The sequence below is a fragment of the Polaromonas sp. P4_F4 genome (genome assembly GCF_056401355.1).
In genome coordinates, this window is sequence record NZ_JBFUJO010000013.1 from 1 (window position 1) to 15,516 (window position 15,516).

A 15,516-nucleotide genomic window follows, 5' to 3' on the forward strand; every position below is an offset into this window, starting at 1 on the left:
ATTGAACACAGGCAAACCTCTTTCGAACAGCGCGCGTGGGGTACGCGTGGGAGGGTTATGCCCTCAATGAATTAGATAATAGGCAAAAGTCATTAAAGAAAAAAGCGGATAATATCGTTAAGAATGATCGATAAATCCAATCAGCAATCCTTCCAGCGCCTGCGCCTCAACCTGCGTCAGCTCGAAGTCTTTCTGGCCACGGCGCGCGGTGGCAGCACGCGTGCGGCCGCCGACCGGATCGCACGCTCGCAATCTGCGGCGAGCACCTCGCTGGCCGAACTCGAGGCCGCGCTCGGCGTCGAACTGTTCGACCGCATCGGCCGACGCCTGCTGCTCAACGAGAACGGACGTGCGCTGTTGCCCAAGGCCCAGGCCCTGGTCGAACAGGCGGCCGAAGTGCAAGCCCTGTTCACGGACGAGCACGCCGCACCCTTGCGGGTCGCCGCCAGCTTTACGATCGGCGAATACCTGTTGCCCAGCCTGGTGTCGCAATGGACGCAATTGCACCCCAAGAGCCAGATCCATCTGCGCATAGGCAATACCAGCGAAGTGATAGCTGCGGTAGCTGCCTTGGACGTCGACGTCGGCTTTGTCGAGGGGTCGCAGACGCATGCCGACCTGGTCGTGCGGCCCTGGCTGGATGACGAAATGGTGATTCTCGCGGCTCCGGGTCATCCGCTGGCGAATCGCTGCGCGACGGCCCGCCAGTTGGCCGATGCCACCTGGGTGCTGCGGGAACACGGTTCCGGCACGCGCCAGATCGCGGATGAATGGTTGCTGAAAAACCTCGACCGGGTGCGCGTCGGCTTCGAACTAGGCAGCACCGAAGCGATCAAGCGCGTGGTGGCGGCGAGCGATGGCCTGGGCTGCCTTTCGCGCTACGCGGTGGCGCAAAGTGTGGCAGACGGGCACCTGGTCGAACTGCAAACACGTCTGCCCAGGGCAAGCCGCCAGCTCGCCATCGTGCTGCACCGCGAAAAGCGGCTGGGCCGTGCGACCACGGATTTTCTGGCGCACTGCAGCGCCGCCGAGCAACACGGCTCCCACTGAGCCAACGGCGTCAGTCGCCGGGCGATCCAATCTTCTGCGTCCTTAGAACCTGTTTACGATCTATGTGGGGTCGCGCAAGTGGATTATCGGGATGGGATGCAAGGCGCAACATCCAGGCCAAGGCTGATGCCTTGGCTGATGTTGCAACGCCGCAGACCGCCCGAGAATCCACTTGCCCTGCGGGTTGGGACGAAATCGGGCGATTTGCTCACCAAATCCCTTGCATGGGCATCAGCCCATGCCGCGTGATGTTGGCAAGCAACTCATCCCGATTGCGTCTCAACGCGACCCCACATAGATCGTAAACAGGTTCTTAGACAGCAGGCGTGCATCCTGTCATGAAATGCAAAGTAAAAGACGTCAACGGTCAAGTCAAAAAGGGGCCACGACCAGATGATGCAAATGCGGCGTCATGCCATTTTTAAGGTGAAGCAACATGAGATTCAATTCATTGATAAGGGTATTCGCAATAGCTATAGCGTCCTGTATTGCTGCGGCATCACCAGCACAGGCGCAAAAGTGGCCTGACAAGCCCATCCGATTGATAGTCCCAGCGCCACCTGGCGGTATTGCCGATGCTGTCGCACGTCTGCTGGCTGAACAATTGCGTGCCACTCTGGGGCAGCCTGTGTTGGTGGATAACAAGCCCGGTGGCTCGGCTGTAGTGGCCGAACGGGCACTCATGAGCGCGCCTGCCGATGGCCACACCTTGATGGTCGGACCATCGAGCATGATGACCGATATCCCACTCGCCGTAAAAAAACCATACGACCCGCGCAAGAGTTTTATTTATGTAGCGGAAGCCGCCGGCATGGTCCATGTCCTGGTGAAAAATACTGATTTCCCGCCAAACACTATCACTGAATTATTGGACTATGCCAGGCGCAAACCCCAGTCAGTCAGCATAGCGAGCCTTAGCGCCGGGAACCGATCAGATTTTTTGAGCGAGATTCTCAGGGATAAAAGTGGCAACACGATTGTTGTTGCTCCGTACAAGGGTTCGGCCCCAGCTTTGGCTGATTTGATGGGCAACCACGTTCAACTGACATTTGATGTCGTGACGAATGTTGTGCCCTTGATCAAGAGTGGAAAACTGCATGCGCTGGCAGTTGCGTCATCCACACGCTCCCCCTATCTTCCTGATGTGCCCAGCTTCGGCGAGTTAGGACTGCCCGACCTTGTGATGCCGGACGCCGGCGTTGGGGTATTTATGCTGAGCAGCACACCCAAGCCCCTTGGCGATCAAATTCAGAATGAATTACAAAAGGCGATCAATTCATCAAAATTCCGTGAAGCTCTTACAGCGCAAGGTTTTGATCACCCTAAAAATGCATCAATGGAGCAGCTCCGGCAGAAGCTGGATGCGACCATGAACCACAACATAAAAATCATCGAGAAACTCAAGCTAAAGATCAGTCCAAGCTGATTTTGCTGCTCAGTATCTGTCGCGGTCCAGGTAGCCCAGACTCGGGCGTGGGTGACACCCTCGTAGGCCTGGAGATAAACCTCCGCATATTTGACCAAGCGCTACAAGCGCCCTACAAACACGTTGTCGCGCCAACAGCCCTTGCTGTCCATCGACATGGGAATCTCATTGTCCTTAGGCGCCAGACCAGAACCTTGCGGCTGTACCAGTCCAGAACCACGGTGAGGTACCTCCAGCTCCTGGCCATCGGAACATAGGTGATGTCCACAGCCCAGACTTGGCTTGCAGCTCCTGGCGTTCGATAACCGGCGCATCGGGCTGGCTGTCGGCATCGAACACGTCGGCGGCACGCTCCATCAACTGCTTGCATCATTCATGGATCTGCGTGGGGTGCAGGTCGTGCTTCGGTGCCAGTTCGGTCAGCGTCTTCTCACCGCGTACGGCTTGCAGCTACTTGCGCCTTGAACGCGGGTGAATGGTTGCGGCGGAGTCTTCTGCGCATGTCTTGCTCCAGTCTCAGGGGCCACTTTTCGGCACCTTCAGGGGGCGACTGTGCTGATCGACCTGGTCAGATTTCCGGGGCCACCCCTCTTCCGAATATTTCAGGATGGCGCAGTGCCTGGTCGTGTTTTCAAGAACGCCCCAGTGTCCGAAAAATTCCCGGTGAGGGGGCGGGCCCCTGTCATGAAAAGCGAAGTCAAAGACGTGAAATGTGAAGTGAAACATGGCGCAAAGCCAGATGATTCACTCCTCGCTAAAGATTAATCCTGAAGTTTTTTCATCTAGTTCGACATTCTCGCTATTCACATTTCAACTTGGAGACCCATCATGAACTTCCTTGACGGCCACCTGTATCCCGAGAACCAGCAGCCCCTGATCATTACAGCCGCTCCCTATGCGCCGGGCTGGATTCCCGCAGACTTCCCGGAAGATATCCCGGTCACCATGGAGGATCAGATCCAAAAGGCGGTGGATTGCTATGAAGCCGGTGCCACCGTGCTGCATCTGCATGTGCGTGAAGCCGATGGCAAGGGCAGCAAGCGCCTGTCCATGTTCAATGAGCTGATCGCCGGGGTGCGCGCCCGCGTGCCGGAGATGGTCATCCAGGTGGGCGGCTCGATCAGCTTCGCGCCCGAAGATGATGGCTCGGCCGCCAAGTGGCTAAGCGACGACACGCGGCATATGTTGGCCGAACTCACGCCGAAGCCCGACCAGGTGACGGTGACCGTCAACACGACGCAGATGAATGTGACGGAGCATGCGGGTATCGATGACTTCAAGGGCGTTTCGCGCGGCTTCCCGCACCTCTATGCAACCTACAAGGACATGATCGTGCCCTCGAATCCCAGCTGGGTCGAAGAGCACATCCGCCGCCTGACTGCCGCCGGCATTCAGAGCGAGTTTCAGTGCTACAACATCAACAGCTTTGAAACGATCGAGCGGATGATTCGCCGCGGCGTCTACAAGGGCCCTCTGGTGATGAACTGGGTGGCCATCAGCGGCGGCATGGATCAAGCGAACATCTACAACCTGGCCAACTTCCTGCGTGCTGCGCCCGATGGCGCGGTGATCACGGTGGAGAGCTCGGTGCTCAATGTGCTGCCCGTGAACATGATCGGCATTGCCTTGGGCCTGCACGTGCGCTGCGGCATCGAGGACGTACTCTGGAACCAGACCCGCACGGGCAAGATGAGCTCCGTCGAGCAGATCAAGCAGTTGGTGCGTATCTCAACCGAATTTGGTCGCCCCATCGCGACAGCACAACAGGCACGCGAAATCATGAAGATAGGCGTCTTCTACGAGACGGCGGAAGAGACGCTTCAGGCCAATGGCTTCGCGCCCAACCGCAACGGTGGCAACCAGGGCTTCCTGCGCAAGCCGACCTGAAGCCTCAGGGTGTGAGGTCAAGGCCGGCAAGCTGCCGGCGCATTCTGACATTCTGATATTGATACGCAAGATACATAACAGGAGACAACATGGCAAAAGTCGTTAAGTTCCATGAAACGGGCGCGCCTGAGGTGCTGCGTTTTGAGGACGTTGAGGTTGGTGAACCCGGGTCGGGAGAAGTTCGCCTCCGCCACGTGGCGGTGGGCCTGAATTTCGCTGACACCTATTTCCGCAGCGGCATCTACCCGGTTCCGCTGCCCAGCGGCATCGGCAACGAGGCGGCCGGCGTGGTCGAGGCCGTCGGTGCCGACGTGACGAACGTCGCGGTCGGCGACCGCGTAACCTACACAGGCTTTACCAACACGCTGGGCGCCTACAGCACGAAGCGGCTGATTGCCGCCGCACCGCTGATCAAGTTGCCGGAGGCCATCAGCTGCGAGACCGCGGCGGCCATGACCATGCGAGGCTTGTCGGCCTCCTACTTGTGCCGCAAGATCTACCCGTTCCAGCGCGGTGAAACCATATTGCTGCATGCTGCCGCCGGCGGTGTGGGCCTGATCGTCTCCCAGTGGGCCAAACTTCTGGGCCTCAACGTGATTGGAACCGTCTCTACCGAGGCCAAGGCCGAGGTGGCACGCGCCCACGGTTGCGACCACATCATCAACTACAGCCATGAGGACGTTGCCAGGCGCGTGCGTGAGATCACCAACGGCGTGGGCGTCTCTGTAGTTTTTGACAGCGTGGGCAAAGACACATTCATGTCTTCGCTGGACTCGCTCAAGCGCCGCGGTTTGCTGGTGTGCGTGGGTACCGCCTCCGGAAAAATCCCCCCGTTTGACCCTGCGATCCTGGCCCGCAAAGGCTCCGCATACATCACCCGCCCAGGTTTGGCCGACTACATCGCGGATCCGGCCGAAAAGGCGGAACTGGTCGATGAGCTATTCGGCCACGTGGCGGCAGGCCGCATCCGCATCGAGATCAATCAGCGGTATGCCCTGGAGGATGCAGTGCAGGCGCATCGTGATCTTGAAGGCCGGAAGACCACCGGGTCATCCATATTCGTTATTTGAGAATTCCACTTTTTAAGGTGAACTTCCATGGCATTCAATTCATTGAAACTGAGAGTCTTCGCGATAACTGCACTGTCCTGGCTGACGGCGGTATCGCCTGCAATGGCGCAGGAATGGCCGAACCAACCCATCCGCTTGATCGTCCCTGCGCCGCCTGGCGGCATCATCGACAATGTGGCTCGTTCGCTCGCTGAACAATTGCGGACCAATCTAGGTCAGCCCGTGTTGGTGGATAACAAGCCAGGTGGTTCGGCCGTCATCGCCGAAAGGGCGCTGATGAGCGCGCCTGCCGATGGGTACACCTTGATGGTGGCGCCATCGAGTCTCCTGACCGACTTTCCACTCAGCGTCAAGACGCCTTTCGACCCACTCAAGACTTTTACTTACGTTGCTGCGGTCGCGAATATGGTTCATGTATTGGTTGCGAATGAAAATTTCCCGCCAAACAACGTGAAAGAAATGAGCGAGTATGCCAAGCGCAATCCCAAGTCCGTAAGCGTAGCGAATGTCAGCGTCGGCACACGCTCGCATTTTCTTGGCGAAATGCTCAGGGAAAAAAGCGGCGATAGCATCCTGGTCGTTCCATACAAGGGCTCGGCTCCTGCCATGGTCGATTTGATGGGAGGTCAAGTTCAACTGAGCTTTGAGACTGTGACTGGCAGCGTTGTCCAAACGATCAAGAGCGGGAAAATCAAGGGGCTTGCAGTCATATCGCCCACACGCTCCCCGTATCTGCCCAATGTGCCCAGCTTTGCAGAACTAGGGTTGCCTGAGTTTGTCCTTGCCGATGCGAGCATCGGGGTCTTTATTCTGAGCAGCATGCCCAAGCCGCTTAGCGATCGAATCCAGCGCGAAGTGGCAAAGGCCGTGCATTCACCAAAATTACGCGAGATGCTTGCTGCGCAAAGCCTTGAGATACCAAAAGATGCTTCAGTTGAGGAGCTTCGGCAGAAGATGGCTGCGACCATGGATCAGAACCGGAAAATCATCGAAAAGCTGAAGCTTCAGATCAGTCCCAATTGAGTCCTTCGCCCTGATGTTTGCAATTCATGAGGGGCAAGCGCACAACTAGCTACCTGGCAACGCGATAAATCGAAGGCTCTTGGTCGTTTTGCCCCTGCAGCTATTCCCTGAAACAAGTCATCGCAGCTCTTTCCGGCGAGTCTGAGTGCACCAGGCCATAAGCACGTTCACCTCGCAAAGAACCAGGGCAAATGACGGCCAGAGAACCGTTTGCCAATTTAACTTGAATCAGCAGCATTGGCACATCGTCAAACATCAAACGTCAAACGTGCCAGCAAAACATCATCACTTTTTGTAAAGAGACAAGCCATGAGTAAAAGCCCCCATTTTTCCTGGTCCGACCCTTTCCTGCTGGATCAGCAACTCAGCGATGAAGAGCGCCAGGTGCGCGACGCTGCCCATGCCTACTGCCAGGAACGCCTGCTGCCGCGCGTGCAAGACGCCTTCCGCCATGAAAAAACCGACCGCGCCATCTTCAATGAGATGGGCGAACTCGGTCTGCTCGGCGCAACTATCCCGGAGCAATATGGCGGCTCCGGCCTGAACTACGTCTGCTACGGCCTGGTAGCACGCGAAGTCGAACGGGTTGACAGCGGTTACCGATCCATGATGAGCGTGCAGTCTTCATTGGTGATGGTGCCGATCAATGAGTTTGCCTCCGAAGCACAGAAACAGAAATACCTGCCGAAACTCGCTAGCGGCGAATGGGTGGGCTGCTTCGGCCTGACCGAGCCCAACCACGGATCCGACCCCGGCAGCATGATCACCCGCGCCAGGAGGGTGCCCGGAGGCTACTCGATCACCGGCGCCAAGATGTGGATCACCAACAGCCCGATCGCCGACGTCTTCGTCGTGTGGGCCAAGGACGACGAAGGCGCGATCCGCGGCTTCATCCTGGAAAAAGGCTGGAAGGGCTTGAGCGCGCCCGCCATCCACGGCAAGGTAGGCCTGCGCTCCTCGATCACCGGAGAAATCGTGATGGACGAGGTGTTCGTGCCGGAAGAAAACGCCTTCCCCGACGTGCGCGGTCTGAAGGGCCCGTTCACGTGCCTGAACAGCGCCCGCTACGGCATTGCCTGGGGTGCATTGGGTGCGGCCGAAGACTGCTTCCATCGCGCGCGCCAATATGTGCTGGACCGCAACCAGTTCGGCCGCCCTTTGGCCGCCAACCAGCTGATCCAGAAAAAGCTTGCCGATATGTTGACCGATATCAGCCTGGGCCTGCAGGGCTGCTTGCAGCTGGGCCGGATGAAAGATGCCGGCACAGCCTCGGTTGAAGTCACCTCCATCCTCAAGCGCAACAGCTGCGGTAAAGCCCTGGACATTGCCCGTATGGCGCGCGACATGATGGGGGGTAACGGCATCAGCGACGAGTTCGGTGTGGCGCGCCACCTGGTCAATCTGGAGGTGGTCAACACCTACGAGGGAACACACGACATCCATGCGCTGATCCTGGGGCGGGCCATCACGGGTATCCAGGCCTTCTCTTGACACTGGCTTCAGCGAAGGCACATCAATGGACCACTTGCAAGCTCATGGCCCCGAGGTCGCTCGCGGCGCCTGTGAAACACCACGCCCTTTGGCCGGAGTGCGCGTGCTCGACCTCTCTCGCGTACTGGCCGGACCATGGGCTGGTCAGCTACTGGCCGACTACGGCGCTGAGGTTATCAAGGTTGAGCGCCCCGGAACAGGCGATGACACCCGCACTTGGGGCCCTCCCTGGTGGGGTGAGGGCGAGCAGCGGGTCGCGGCCTATTTCGTCTGCGCCAATCGGGGCAAGCGCTCAGTGGCCATCGATATCGCCAGCCGGGACGGCATTCAGCTAGTGCAAGCGTTGGCTCGGGATGCCGATGTGCTGATCGAGAATTACAAGGTTGGGCAACTTGCCAGGTACGGGTTGGATGCAGCCAGTCTGCGCGCCATCAACCCACGGCTGATCTACTGTTCAATCACCGGTTATGGGCAAAACGGCCCTTTGTCTCATAAGGCCGGGTACGATTTTGCTATTCAGGCTGAAGCCGGGCTGATGAGCATCACCGGTGACAAGGGCGCTGAACCACAAAAGGTGGGGGTGGCCGTGACCGACCTGATGACCGGCGTCTATGCGACCACGGCCATTCTTGCCGCGTTGTATGAAAGACAGCAGACGGGGCGCGGACGCACCATTGATGCGGCACTGTTCGATGTGCAGGTGGCCATGCTGGCTAACCAGGGTAGTAATCAGCTCATTGGGCACACGACGCCAACCCGCATGGGAAACGCTCACCCGAACATCGTTCCTTACCAGGTGTTTCCCACTCGCGATGGCCATATGGTGTTGGCTGTAGGAAACGACGGCCAGTTTGCGCGTTTTTGCGAGGTGGCCGGCCGGCCCGCTGTTTCATGCGACGTGCGATACGGCACCAATCCGGCAAGGGTAGAAAACCGCCACTCGCTCGTGCCCATGATTGCCGAATGGACGCTGCAGCGCGACACGGCCGAGTGGGTTTGCTTGCTGGACCAGTCCGCCGTCCCCTGCTCACCGATCCTGGACATTACCCAAGTCATGGCGCATCCACATGTGGCCGCGCGGGGGATGAAACTGGCGTCGAGTGATGCAACCGTTCCACCTATGGTGGCTAATCCGATGCTGATGGACGGGATGCGACCAAAGTCGGAATTGCCTCCGCCTGAGTTGGGAGTCCATCCGGCAATCTGGAATAGTGTGAAGTGAAGCTCTCGGAGTCAAATTCCAGTAGCCAGGCGGCCTTGGCTATTTGAACAATACAGTAGCTTTGGCAGTAGCTTCAGGTGATTTATTGCTGCTGGCCGGCAAGAGCGCAGAAATGGTGGCCATTGCCGGCAGCTAGACGCACCGCCTCGTAAGGGGTCATGCACTGGCCCGCGGTACTGTGCGGCGGCGAGCGGCGATGCGTGTGGATCGACTCTCCTTGGCGCTACAACTGAATTGTGTTTGGTACCAGCGCGAGAAGCTGCTTGGCGCAGAAAAACCGAGTAGCGCTGCCACTTCGGTTAATGGGCGATCGCTCTCGAGGACATAACGTGTGGCGAGATCCTTGCGGATGTCGTTAACCATAGCCGAGAAGCTCTGCTCCTGTTCAGCCAGTCGACGCTGGACCGTGCGGCACATGACCCCCAGGTGCTCGGCCACCTGCTCGATGCTGCAATGCCCACTGGGTAGCAGCAGCAGAATCGTGCGCCGCACGTCCTCAAGCATTGTCGCCCTCTGCGACTTGGCCGACGCGTCTATCAGCTGCTGCGCATAGCGCACCATCGCCGGATCAGCGGAAGGGTTGCGTGCATCGAGATCGGTTTTTGCGCAGACGATGCAATTGAAGTCGTAGTCGAACTCGACGCAACGGCCAAACAACCGCAGGTGGGTACTGATGTCACGCGGCGCAGCGTGTTCGAAGCACACGCGCCGCGGCTGCCAGTCGGCCCCGAGGAGCTGGCGTATCAAGCGCACCATGACCCCTAGCGCCAGTTCAACCCGTTGGCGCGTGGGCTGACGCGGACTGCCGGCCATGACCACCTCGCGAATAACGACCATTCCAGCGCTTTCCTCGACCGCCAGCGACAGCGCATCATTGAGCAGCGACTGGTAGCGCATCAGCATGTAAAGCGAGTCGCGCAGAGTCGCCTGGTCGCGAATCAGCAGTCCTACCGCCCCAAGATTGGACAACAGGCGCGACTCGGCCATGCAGAGTCCGAAACTCTCGTTGCCCGACATGGTTGCAGAAGCCTGGAGCAGTCGCCCGACACACTCCACCGGAATCATGAGATCCGGCTCGTGCAATACGCTGGGGTTGAGCCCTGCGTCAAAGAGCATCCGGGCCGGGTTGAGTCCGGCGGCAAGGGCCACCTCGCTGTAATTGGTGAGGCTCGCAGCACGAACAAGAGGCGACATCGGTCTAAAGGATTGGCATGAAATGCAAAATGCCTGTCATGTATTGTCAAGCGGAGACAGTCCACCGACGCCACACTTGATCTGTCACGTCATTCTATTACAGGAGACAAACTGTCATGACTCAAGACCTCCAGGTGGCACCCGCAGTGGTCCGCGCGACTTCGCTGGGAAGCTCGATCCAGGTCGAACCGCTCACTTGCACGATCGGCGCCGAGCTCGGCAACGTTAATCTGGGAGCCGCTGCCGAGGACGACGCGCTGATGGCAGAGATCCGGACGCTGCTTCTCAAGTATCGCGTGGTGTTCTTCCGCGACCAGGACATCACGCGCGCGCAGCACGTGGCCTTCGCGCGCCGCTTCGGCGAGCTGGAGGAGCATCCCGTGGTGGGCAGCCATCCCGATCATCCGGGGCTGGTTCAGATCTACAAAACCCCGGAAAGCCCTCCCGAACGCAACGAGAATTCCTGGCACACCGATGCCACCTGGCGCGAAAAGCCTCCACTAGGCGCCGTGCTGCGCTGTGTCGAATGCCCGCCCGTGGGCGGCGACACGATGTGGGTCAACATGGTCGAGGCTTACAGGCAGCTGCCCGAGGATATCAAGACGAAGATCGACCCATTGCGCGCGCGCCATAGCATCGAGGCGAGCTTCGGCGCCGTGATGCCGATCGAAAAGCGCCTGGCGCTGAAGGCTCAGTACCCCGACGCCGAGCACCCGGTTGTGCGTATCCATCCCGAAACCGGGGAGAAGATTCTGTTTGTCAACGCCAGCTTCACGACGCACTTCACCAATTTCAACACCCCGGCCAACGTGCGCTTCGGCCTGGACAAGTCGCCGGGCGCCAGCAACCTGCTCAATTACCTGACCAGCCAGGCCAGCATCCCCGAGTATCAGGTGCGCTTTCGCTGGAAGAAGAACAGCGTCGCCTTCTGGGACAACCGTTCGACCCAGCACTACGCGGTGATGGATTACCCGCCGTGCCACCGCAAGATGGAGCGCACCGCAATCATCGGTGACTTGCCCTACTAAGTGCTCAACATGACATCAACGTCACCAACCATTCTCGTCGTTCCTGGCCTGCGTGAGCATGTGCCGAACCACTGGCAGACCCTGCTGGCGGCGAAGCTGCCTCGCGTGCGCAGTGTCGCCCCGCTCGAGCACGACAAACTTGGCTGCATTGCCCGCGTCGATGCCATCGACAGCGCTCTGGCCTCCATTCAGGGGCCAGTGATCATCGTGGCGCACAGCGCGGGCGCGATGATGGTTGCCCATTGGGCTACCCTGCGCGCCACACGCGAGGTCCAAGGTGCGCTGCTGGCAGCGCCTGCGGACCTTGAAACACCCATGCCGGCGGGCTACCCGACGACCGAGGCACTGAGCAACCATGGCTGGCTACCGATCCCGCGCGCCACGTTGCCGTTTCCAAGCATCGTCGCGGCAAGTAGCAACGATCCTCTCACGCGTCTTGAACGTGCCCGTGACCTGGCCGCGGCGTGGGGCAGCCGCTTCGTCGAACTGGGGGCGGTCGGACATTTGAATCCGGCCTCGGGCTATGGCGAGTGGCCGCAGGCCGAAGCATTCATTCGCGAACTCTCTTCACCGACTGGCGACTGGACGCCACCGGCTGAGAAAGAAGTGGGCCAGGCTTGCGGGATTTGACGATGGCCGTGCTCGTTGAGTGCGACCAGTCAGGTTCAAGGGCTACGCATCTGTACACGTACCCGAAGGGGTGTTCGTACTTTCGGTAATTGGTGCACTTCGACGCGCAATTTCCGCTGGGTATTGACCCTGCGCAGCACAACATGAACGGCGGCTCAATTGCGATTGGCCACCCGTTCAGCATGACCGGTACTCGACTGGAAGGTCGACGTCGCAAGGCCGGGATTCTATTTGCAAATCAACCGGGATAAATGAAATGAAGAAATTGCTGTTGGGATCGATCGCGGTCCTCGGGTCGGGCTTGTCGTTCGCGCAGTCATCGGTCACGCTGTTTGGCGTGATGGATACGGCCGTCGAAATCACCAAGGCCGATGGAGCCGTGCGGATCACGCGGATCGTGTCGGGCGCCAACACACCCAGCAGGCTGGGCTTCAAAGGCAGTGAAGACCTGGGTGGTGGACTTTCTGCTGCGTTCTGGCTGGAGGCCGGTTTCTTCCTCGACACCGGCGCTGGTCAACTGACCAACTTGAACAACACGCCGTCCGGCTCGACTGGGGGCGGCGGCCTGACATTCAATCGTCGGTCCACGGTGAGCTTGATGGGCCGCTTTGGTGAGGTGCGTGTGGGTCGCGACGTGGTGCCTAGTTCCTTGAATTACGTGGTGTTCGATCCGTTCGGTGGTAACGGCATCGGAAATTCCAGTGCGCTGATGCTGAGCACGGGTGTGTTTTCCAGCGTAACAGCCTTGCGTGCATCCAACGCCGTCAGCTACTTTCTGCCCTCCGGTCTGGGTGGTTGGTACGGTCAGGCCATGGCTGCCCTTGGCGAAAACGCGTCGAATGTGTCCGCGACAGCTGCGGGCGGCAAACATGATGGTGACTACTACGGTGCGCGAGTCGGTTATCGCAACGCCAGGCTGGATGTGGCGCTGGCCGCCGGGCGCACGCGCTACGATCTGCTGCCGACGTCCACTGCGGTTGCTGGCAACTCGGACCGCGTCAATCTCGGTGCGTCATACGACTTCGGCATGATGCGCCTGCTCGGTCTGGCCAGCACCGAGCGGCGTGCCCGTGGAACGGGTGGCGTGGGCAGCAACGTGAGCTTCAGTGTGGGCGCCGTCATTCCCCGTGGCCCCAACGATTTCAAGCTGCAGTACGCGCAGGTCAAACAGAACGAGATCGCCGGCAGCAACGATGCACGGCAGTTTTCCGCCGGTTGGGTCTACAACCTCAGCAAACGCACCGCGCTCTACACAACGCTGAGCTTGCTGGATAACCGCAACAATTCGAAGCTGTACGTCCTGAACACGACTGGCGGCTTTGCCACACCGGCCACGACGACGCCGGGTGGCAATATCACCGGCGTCGATTTCGGTATCCGGCACAGTTTCTGAACCCGACCTGAGAAGTTTGCCGAGACCGTCACGCGCGACGTCAAGGATTGGGGTGCGATCGTGCGTGCCGGCAGTCAAGGCGCCCACGCGCCCTCATCGCAGGGTTGTCAAGCTGCCAGCCATGCGTAGCGCGTCCGCTGCCCCGGCTTCTCCAGCAACCGTCGTCTTCAATCCATCTCCACAGCCCTCTTCAACCTGCCAAGCGCCTGATCCCACTGCTGCGCAATCAGCTCCAGCGAGCGACGCGCCTCATCCAACTGCCGCGGGTCAAACTGCCACAAACGCTCCCGCCCCACTTTCACGTGGTGCACCAGCCCCGCATCGGCCAGCACATGCAAGTGCTTGGTCACGGCCTGGCGGGTGATGTCGGTGGTGGAGGTGAGTTGGGCAATCGACACTGCGCCGCCCACGCACAGCACGGCCACCAGGCGCAAGCGAGTCTCATCGCCCAGCGCGGCGAATACGCCTGCGGGGCCGGGCTGTGGTGATTGGGCTTCGGGGGCTTGCGGGGATTTATTGCGGGGCGACATATTTCTGGATATTGCTCATCTGCCCTTCCCAGCCGCCGTCGTTCATGCGGAAGGCTTCGGCGCGGCGGGCCAGCGGGATGTTGTCAAAGCCCGATTCGACCACGCTGAGCAGCGTGCCGTTGCCCGCTTCCGTGAGCGTAAACACCACCAGTGTGGTCGGCTCTTTGGAATAGTCGATGGCCGGGTCCACCGCATAGGGATGCCAGCGGTAAGAAAACAGTTTTTCCGGCTCGATGCGCTCGATCAGCACGTCGAACACCACATGCTCGTAGCCGGAAATAGTGATGTGGCCCTGCACCTGCTGGCCGGCGACGAATTTTTGTCCCTTGAGCGCCACGCCGAACCAGTTGCCGAATTCTTCGGCGTTGGCGAGCGCCGTCCAGACTTTGGAAGGCGCGGCGTTGATGAGGACGCTGCGTTCAATACGGTCGGTTGATGAAGTCATATGCAATCTCCTGGTTGCATTTATTGTGCGTCAGTCCAATCAAATAATGCAACCAAACAGTTGCATTATTTGGAAAACCGAGGAAACAAATTGCAACTGGATTGCAGAGACTTCGTGTTTAACGCATCATCAACGCTTGCCGCGCTGGACGTCGCACAAAGTCGTTTTTGCCTACACAAGGCGGTCAGTGCTGCGTGTCAAATGAGGGTCTCGGCTTAGAGCCGCTAACAAAACCCAGCGAAGCGGTCCTGGCTAGGCGTGCCGCCGCAGACCTCTAGCACGGCAAGGCGGCACAACGACGCCAGGAGGGTTTTGTTAGCGGCTCTTAAAGCATGCCGTCCACGTCCGTTCAACCATGCAGGAGATTGCCATGCCCCAGTTCGCCATGATTACCGGTGACGTGACCTACACGCCGGGTGACGGTGTGCCCATAGAAATCCCGCGGGTGCGCGTGGAAGTGGCGCTGACCTTCGACAGCGCCACCCTGAGCTGGGAAGATGCCCCGGGCATTGCCGCCGTGACCGCCATTCCCCTCACCCAGTTTGAAGAATATGTGCAGGAAGGCAAGATCACCTGGATACCGGAATAAGCGCCGGCGTCCCAATTAGCCACCCGCCAGGTCTGGACGATGCGCTCGTTCGCCATCAGCTTCTCGCGGCGCGAGGCTCGTGCGGTCCAAAAGCTCAGAGCTCGACGATGGTCTTGAAGCCGCCCCAGAACATGCGCTTGCCGTCGAAGGGCATGGCCTTGGGGTCCATCATCGGCGCCAGGCGCGGGTCTTTCATCACCTTGGCATTGACGCTGTCGCGCTGCCTGCGCGACTTGTAGACTATCCAGGAGAACACCACGGTCTCGTCCGGCTTGAGCTTGACGGCTTGCGGAACGAAGTGTGCTTGCCCGGCTTCACGTCGTCAGCAACGCATTCAATGTAATCAAGAGCGCCGAATTCCTTCCAGATCTTTCCGGCCTTGCGCGCCATGCGGCGGTAGGCGTCGAGGTTTTTCTTCGGAACCGGGACAACGAATCCATCGACATAGTGGGCCATGCAAGTGCTCCTTGGGGCGTCGGGGTGGAGGAATCGGGTTGCAGGAGAGTGTCCGGCTTTATCAAGGTGCCCGTCAAGCTGC

15 protein-coding genes and 2 pseudogenes are annotated in these 15,516 nt (G+C 59.3%); 12 read left to right on the forward strand and 5 right to left on the reverse strand.

Going from position 1 to position 15,516, the window contains the following annotated elements:
• Positions 1–123 precede the first annotated feature (123 nt).
• Both AC1DUR_RS14530 and AC1DUR_RS14535 read left to right on the forward strand, forming a co-directional pair.
• Positions 124–1,050, forward strand: a complete 927-nt coding sequence (locus AC1DUR_RS14530) for a LysR family transcriptional regulator (protein WP_477719553.1) — start codon at positions 124–126, stop codon at positions 1,048–1,050.
• 436 nt (positions 1,051–1,486) lie between these two features.
• A complete protein-coding gene (locus AC1DUR_RS14535) occupies positions 1,487–2,476 on the forward strand; it encodes a Bug family tripartite tricarboxylate transporter substrate binding protein (RefSeq protein ID WP_477719554.1) in 990 nt (329 codons plus the stop codon).
• 41 nt (positions 2,477–2,517) lie between these two features.
• On the opposite strand, the pseudogene AC1DUR_RS14540 reads toward AC1DUR_RS14535, so the two are convergent.
• Positions 2,518–2,759, reverse strand: a pseudogene (locus AC1DUR_RS14540) (DDE-type integrase/transposase/recombinase); the annotation flags it as partial.
• A gap of 545 nt (positions 2,760–3,304) precedes the next feature.
• Between AC1DUR_RS14540 and AC1DUR_RS14545 the strand changes: the two are divergent.
• The 5 genes from AC1DUR_RS14545 (at position 3,305) to AC1DUR_RS14565 (ending at position 9,169) form a co-directional block, all read left to right on the forward strand.
• Complete coding sequence (locus AC1DUR_RS14545) at positions 3,305–4,363, forward strand: beta-keto acid cleavage family enzyme (RefSeq protein WP_477719555.1); 1,059 nt, start codon at positions 3,305–3,307, stop codon at positions 4,361–4,363.
• 89 nt (positions 4,364–4,452) lie between these two features.
• Positions 4,453–5,433 carry a quinone oxidoreductase family protein gene (locus AC1DUR_RS14550; protein ID WP_477719556.1) on the forward strand — a complete coding sequence of 327 codons (981 nt, stop codon included), beginning with the start codon at positions 4,453–4,455 and terminating at the stop codon, positions 5,431–5,433.
• A gap of 27 nt (positions 5,434–5,460) precedes the next feature.
• A complete protein-coding gene (locus tag AC1DUR_RS14555) occupies positions 5,461–6,456 on the forward strand; it encodes a Bug family tripartite tricarboxylate transporter substrate binding protein (protein ID WP_477719557.1) in 996 nt (331 codons plus the stop codon).
• A gap of 309 nt (positions 6,457–6,765) precedes the next feature.
• Positions 6,766–7,947: an acyl-CoA dehydrogenase gene (locus AC1DUR_RS14560; RefSeq protein WP_477719558.1), complete on the forward strand. Its 1,182-nt coding sequence runs from the start codon at positions 6,766–6,768 to the stop codon at positions 7,945–7,947.
• A 25-nt stretch (positions 7,948–7,972) separates the two neighbouring features.
• Positions 7,973–9,169 carry a CaiB/BaiF CoA transferase family protein gene (locus AC1DUR_RS14565; protein ID WP_477719559.1) on the forward strand — a complete coding sequence of 399 codons (1,197 nt, stop codon included), beginning with the start codon at positions 7,973–7,975 and terminating at the stop codon, positions 9,167–9,169.
• Between the two features lie 156 nt (positions 9,170–9,325).
• Here the strand turns inward: AC1DUR_RS14565 and AC1DUR_RS14570 are convergent, their stop codons facing one another.
• Positions 9,326–10,363 (reverse strand): AraC family transcriptional regulator, encoded by a 1,038-nt coding sequence (locus AC1DUR_RS14570; RefSeq protein ID WP_477719560.1) that lies wholly within the window; start codon positions 10,361–10,363, stop codon positions 9,326–9,328.
• Positions 10,364–10,479: 116 nt separating this feature from the next.
• On the opposite strand from AC1DUR_RS14570, the gene AC1DUR_RS14575 reads away from it, so the two are divergent.
• From AC1DUR_RS14575 to AC1DUR_RS14590, 4 genes are all read left to right on the forward strand, one after another.
• Complete coding sequence (locus AC1DUR_RS14575; protein WP_477719561.1) at positions 10,480–11,391, forward strand: TauD/TfdA dioxygenase family protein; 912 nt, start codon at positions 10,480–10,482, stop codon at positions 11,389–11,391.
• Between the two features lie 9 nt (positions 11,392–11,400).
• Positions 11,401–12,021 carry an RBBP9/YdeN family alpha/beta hydrolase gene (locus AC1DUR_RS14580; protein ID WP_477719562.1) on the forward strand — a complete coding sequence of 207 codons (621 nt, stop codon included), beginning with the start codon at positions 11,401–11,403 and terminating at the stop codon, positions 12,019–12,021.
• 92 nt (positions 12,022–12,113) lie between these two features.
• Positions 12,114–12,272 (forward strand): hypothetical protein, encoded by a 159-nt coding sequence (locus AC1DUR_RS14585; protein ID WP_477719563.1) that lies wholly within the window; start codon positions 12,114–12,116, stop codon positions 12,270–12,272.
• A 5-nt stretch (positions 12,273–12,277) separates the two neighbouring features.
• Entirely contained in the window at positions 12,278–13,414 is a 1,137-nt protein-coding gene (locus AC1DUR_RS14590) for a porin (protein ID WP_477719564.1), read from the forward strand.
• A 167-nt stretch (positions 13,415–13,581) separates the two neighbouring features.
• Here AC1DUR_RS14590 and AC1DUR_RS14595 read toward each other — a convergent pair whose 3' ends face one another.
• Positions 13,582–13,944, reverse strand: a complete 363-nt coding sequence (locus tag AC1DUR_RS14595) for an ArsR/SmtB family transcription factor (RefSeq protein WP_477719565.1) — start codon at positions 13,942–13,944, stop codon at positions 13,582–13,584.
• Positions 13,928–14,389, reverse strand: coding sequence for an SRPBCC family protein (locus AC1DUR_RS14600; protein ID WP_477719566.1), 462 nt, complete (start codon positions 14,387–14,389; stop codon positions 13,928–13,930). The genes AC1DUR_RS14595 and AC1DUR_RS14600 overlap by 17 nt, the downstream gene beginning before the upstream one ends.
• A 370-nt stretch (positions 14,390–14,759) precedes the next feature.
• On the opposite strand from AC1DUR_RS14600, the gene AC1DUR_RS14605 reads away from it, so the two are divergent.
• Positions 14,760–14,978, forward strand: a complete 219-nt coding sequence (locus tag AC1DUR_RS14605) for a hypothetical protein (protein WP_477719567.1) — start codon at positions 14,760–14,762, stop codon at positions 14,976–14,978.
• Between the two features lie 94 nt (positions 14,979–15,072).
• On the opposite strand, the pseudogene AC1DUR_RS14610 reads toward AC1DUR_RS14605, so the two are convergent.
• Positions 15,073–15,434: pseudogene (locus AC1DUR_RS14610) on the reverse strand (DUF1428 domain-containing protein).
• Between the last annotated feature and the right edge of the window lie 82 nt (positions 15,435–15,516).

Bases quoted from the DNA above. Each gene is read 5' to 3' on its own strand.
- AC1DUR_RS14560 (WP_477719558.1), top strand. From the start codon at position 6,766: ATGAGTAAAAGCCCCCATTTTTCCTGGTCCGACCCTTTCCTGCTGGAT.
- AC1DUR_RS14600 (WP_477719566.1), bottom strand. From the start codon at position 14,389: ATGACTTCATCAACCGACCGTATTGAACGCAGCGTCCTCATCAACGCC.
- AC1DUR_RS14590 (WP_477719564.1), top strand. From the start codon at position 12,278: ATGAAGAAATTGCTGTTGGGATCGATCGCGGTCCTCGGGTCGGGCTTG.
- AC1DUR_RS14550 (WP_477719556.1), top strand. From the start codon at position 4,453: ATGGCAAAAGTCGTTAAGTTCCATGAAACGGGCGCGCCTGAGGTGCTG.
- AC1DUR_RS14530 (WP_477719553.1), top strand. From the start codon at position 124: ATGATCGATAAATCCAATCAGCAATCCTTCCAGCGCCTGCGCCTCAAC.
- AC1DUR_RS14565 (WP_477719559.1), top strand. From the start codon at position 7,973: ATGGACCACTTGCAAGCTCATGGCCCCGAGGTCGCTCGCGGCGCCTGT.
- AC1DUR_RS14535 (WP_477719554.1), top strand. From the start codon at position 1,487: ATGAGATTCAATTCATTGATAAGGGTATTCGCAATAGCTATAGCGTCC.
- AC1DUR_RS14605 (WP_477719567.1), top strand. From the start codon at position 14,760: ATGCCCCAGTTCGCCATGATTACCGGTGACGTGACCTACACGCCGGGT.
- AC1DUR_RS14555 (WP_477719557.1), top strand. From the start codon at position 5,461: ATGGCATTCAATTCATTGAAACTGAGAGTCTTCGCGATAACTGCACTG.
- AC1DUR_RS14570 (WP_477719560.1), bottom strand. From the start codon at position 10,363: ATGTCGCCTCTTGTTCGTGCTGCGAGCCTCACCAATTACAGCGAGGTG.
- AC1DUR_RS14580 (WP_477719562.1), top strand. From the start codon at position 11,401: ATGACATCAACGTCACCAACCATTCTCGTCGTTCCTGGCCTGCGTGAG.
- AC1DUR_RS14575 (WP_477719561.1), top strand. From the start codon at position 10,480: ATGACTCAAGACCTCCAGGTGGCACCCGCAGTGGTCCGCGCGACTTCG.
- AC1DUR_RS14545 (WP_477719555.1), top strand. From the start codon at position 3,305: ATGAACTTCCTTGACGGCCACCTGTATCCCGAGAACCAGCAGCCCCTG.
- AC1DUR_RS14595 (WP_477719565.1), bottom strand. From the start codon at position 13,944: ATGTCGCCCCGCAATAAATCCCCGCAAGCCCCCGAAGCCCAATCACCA.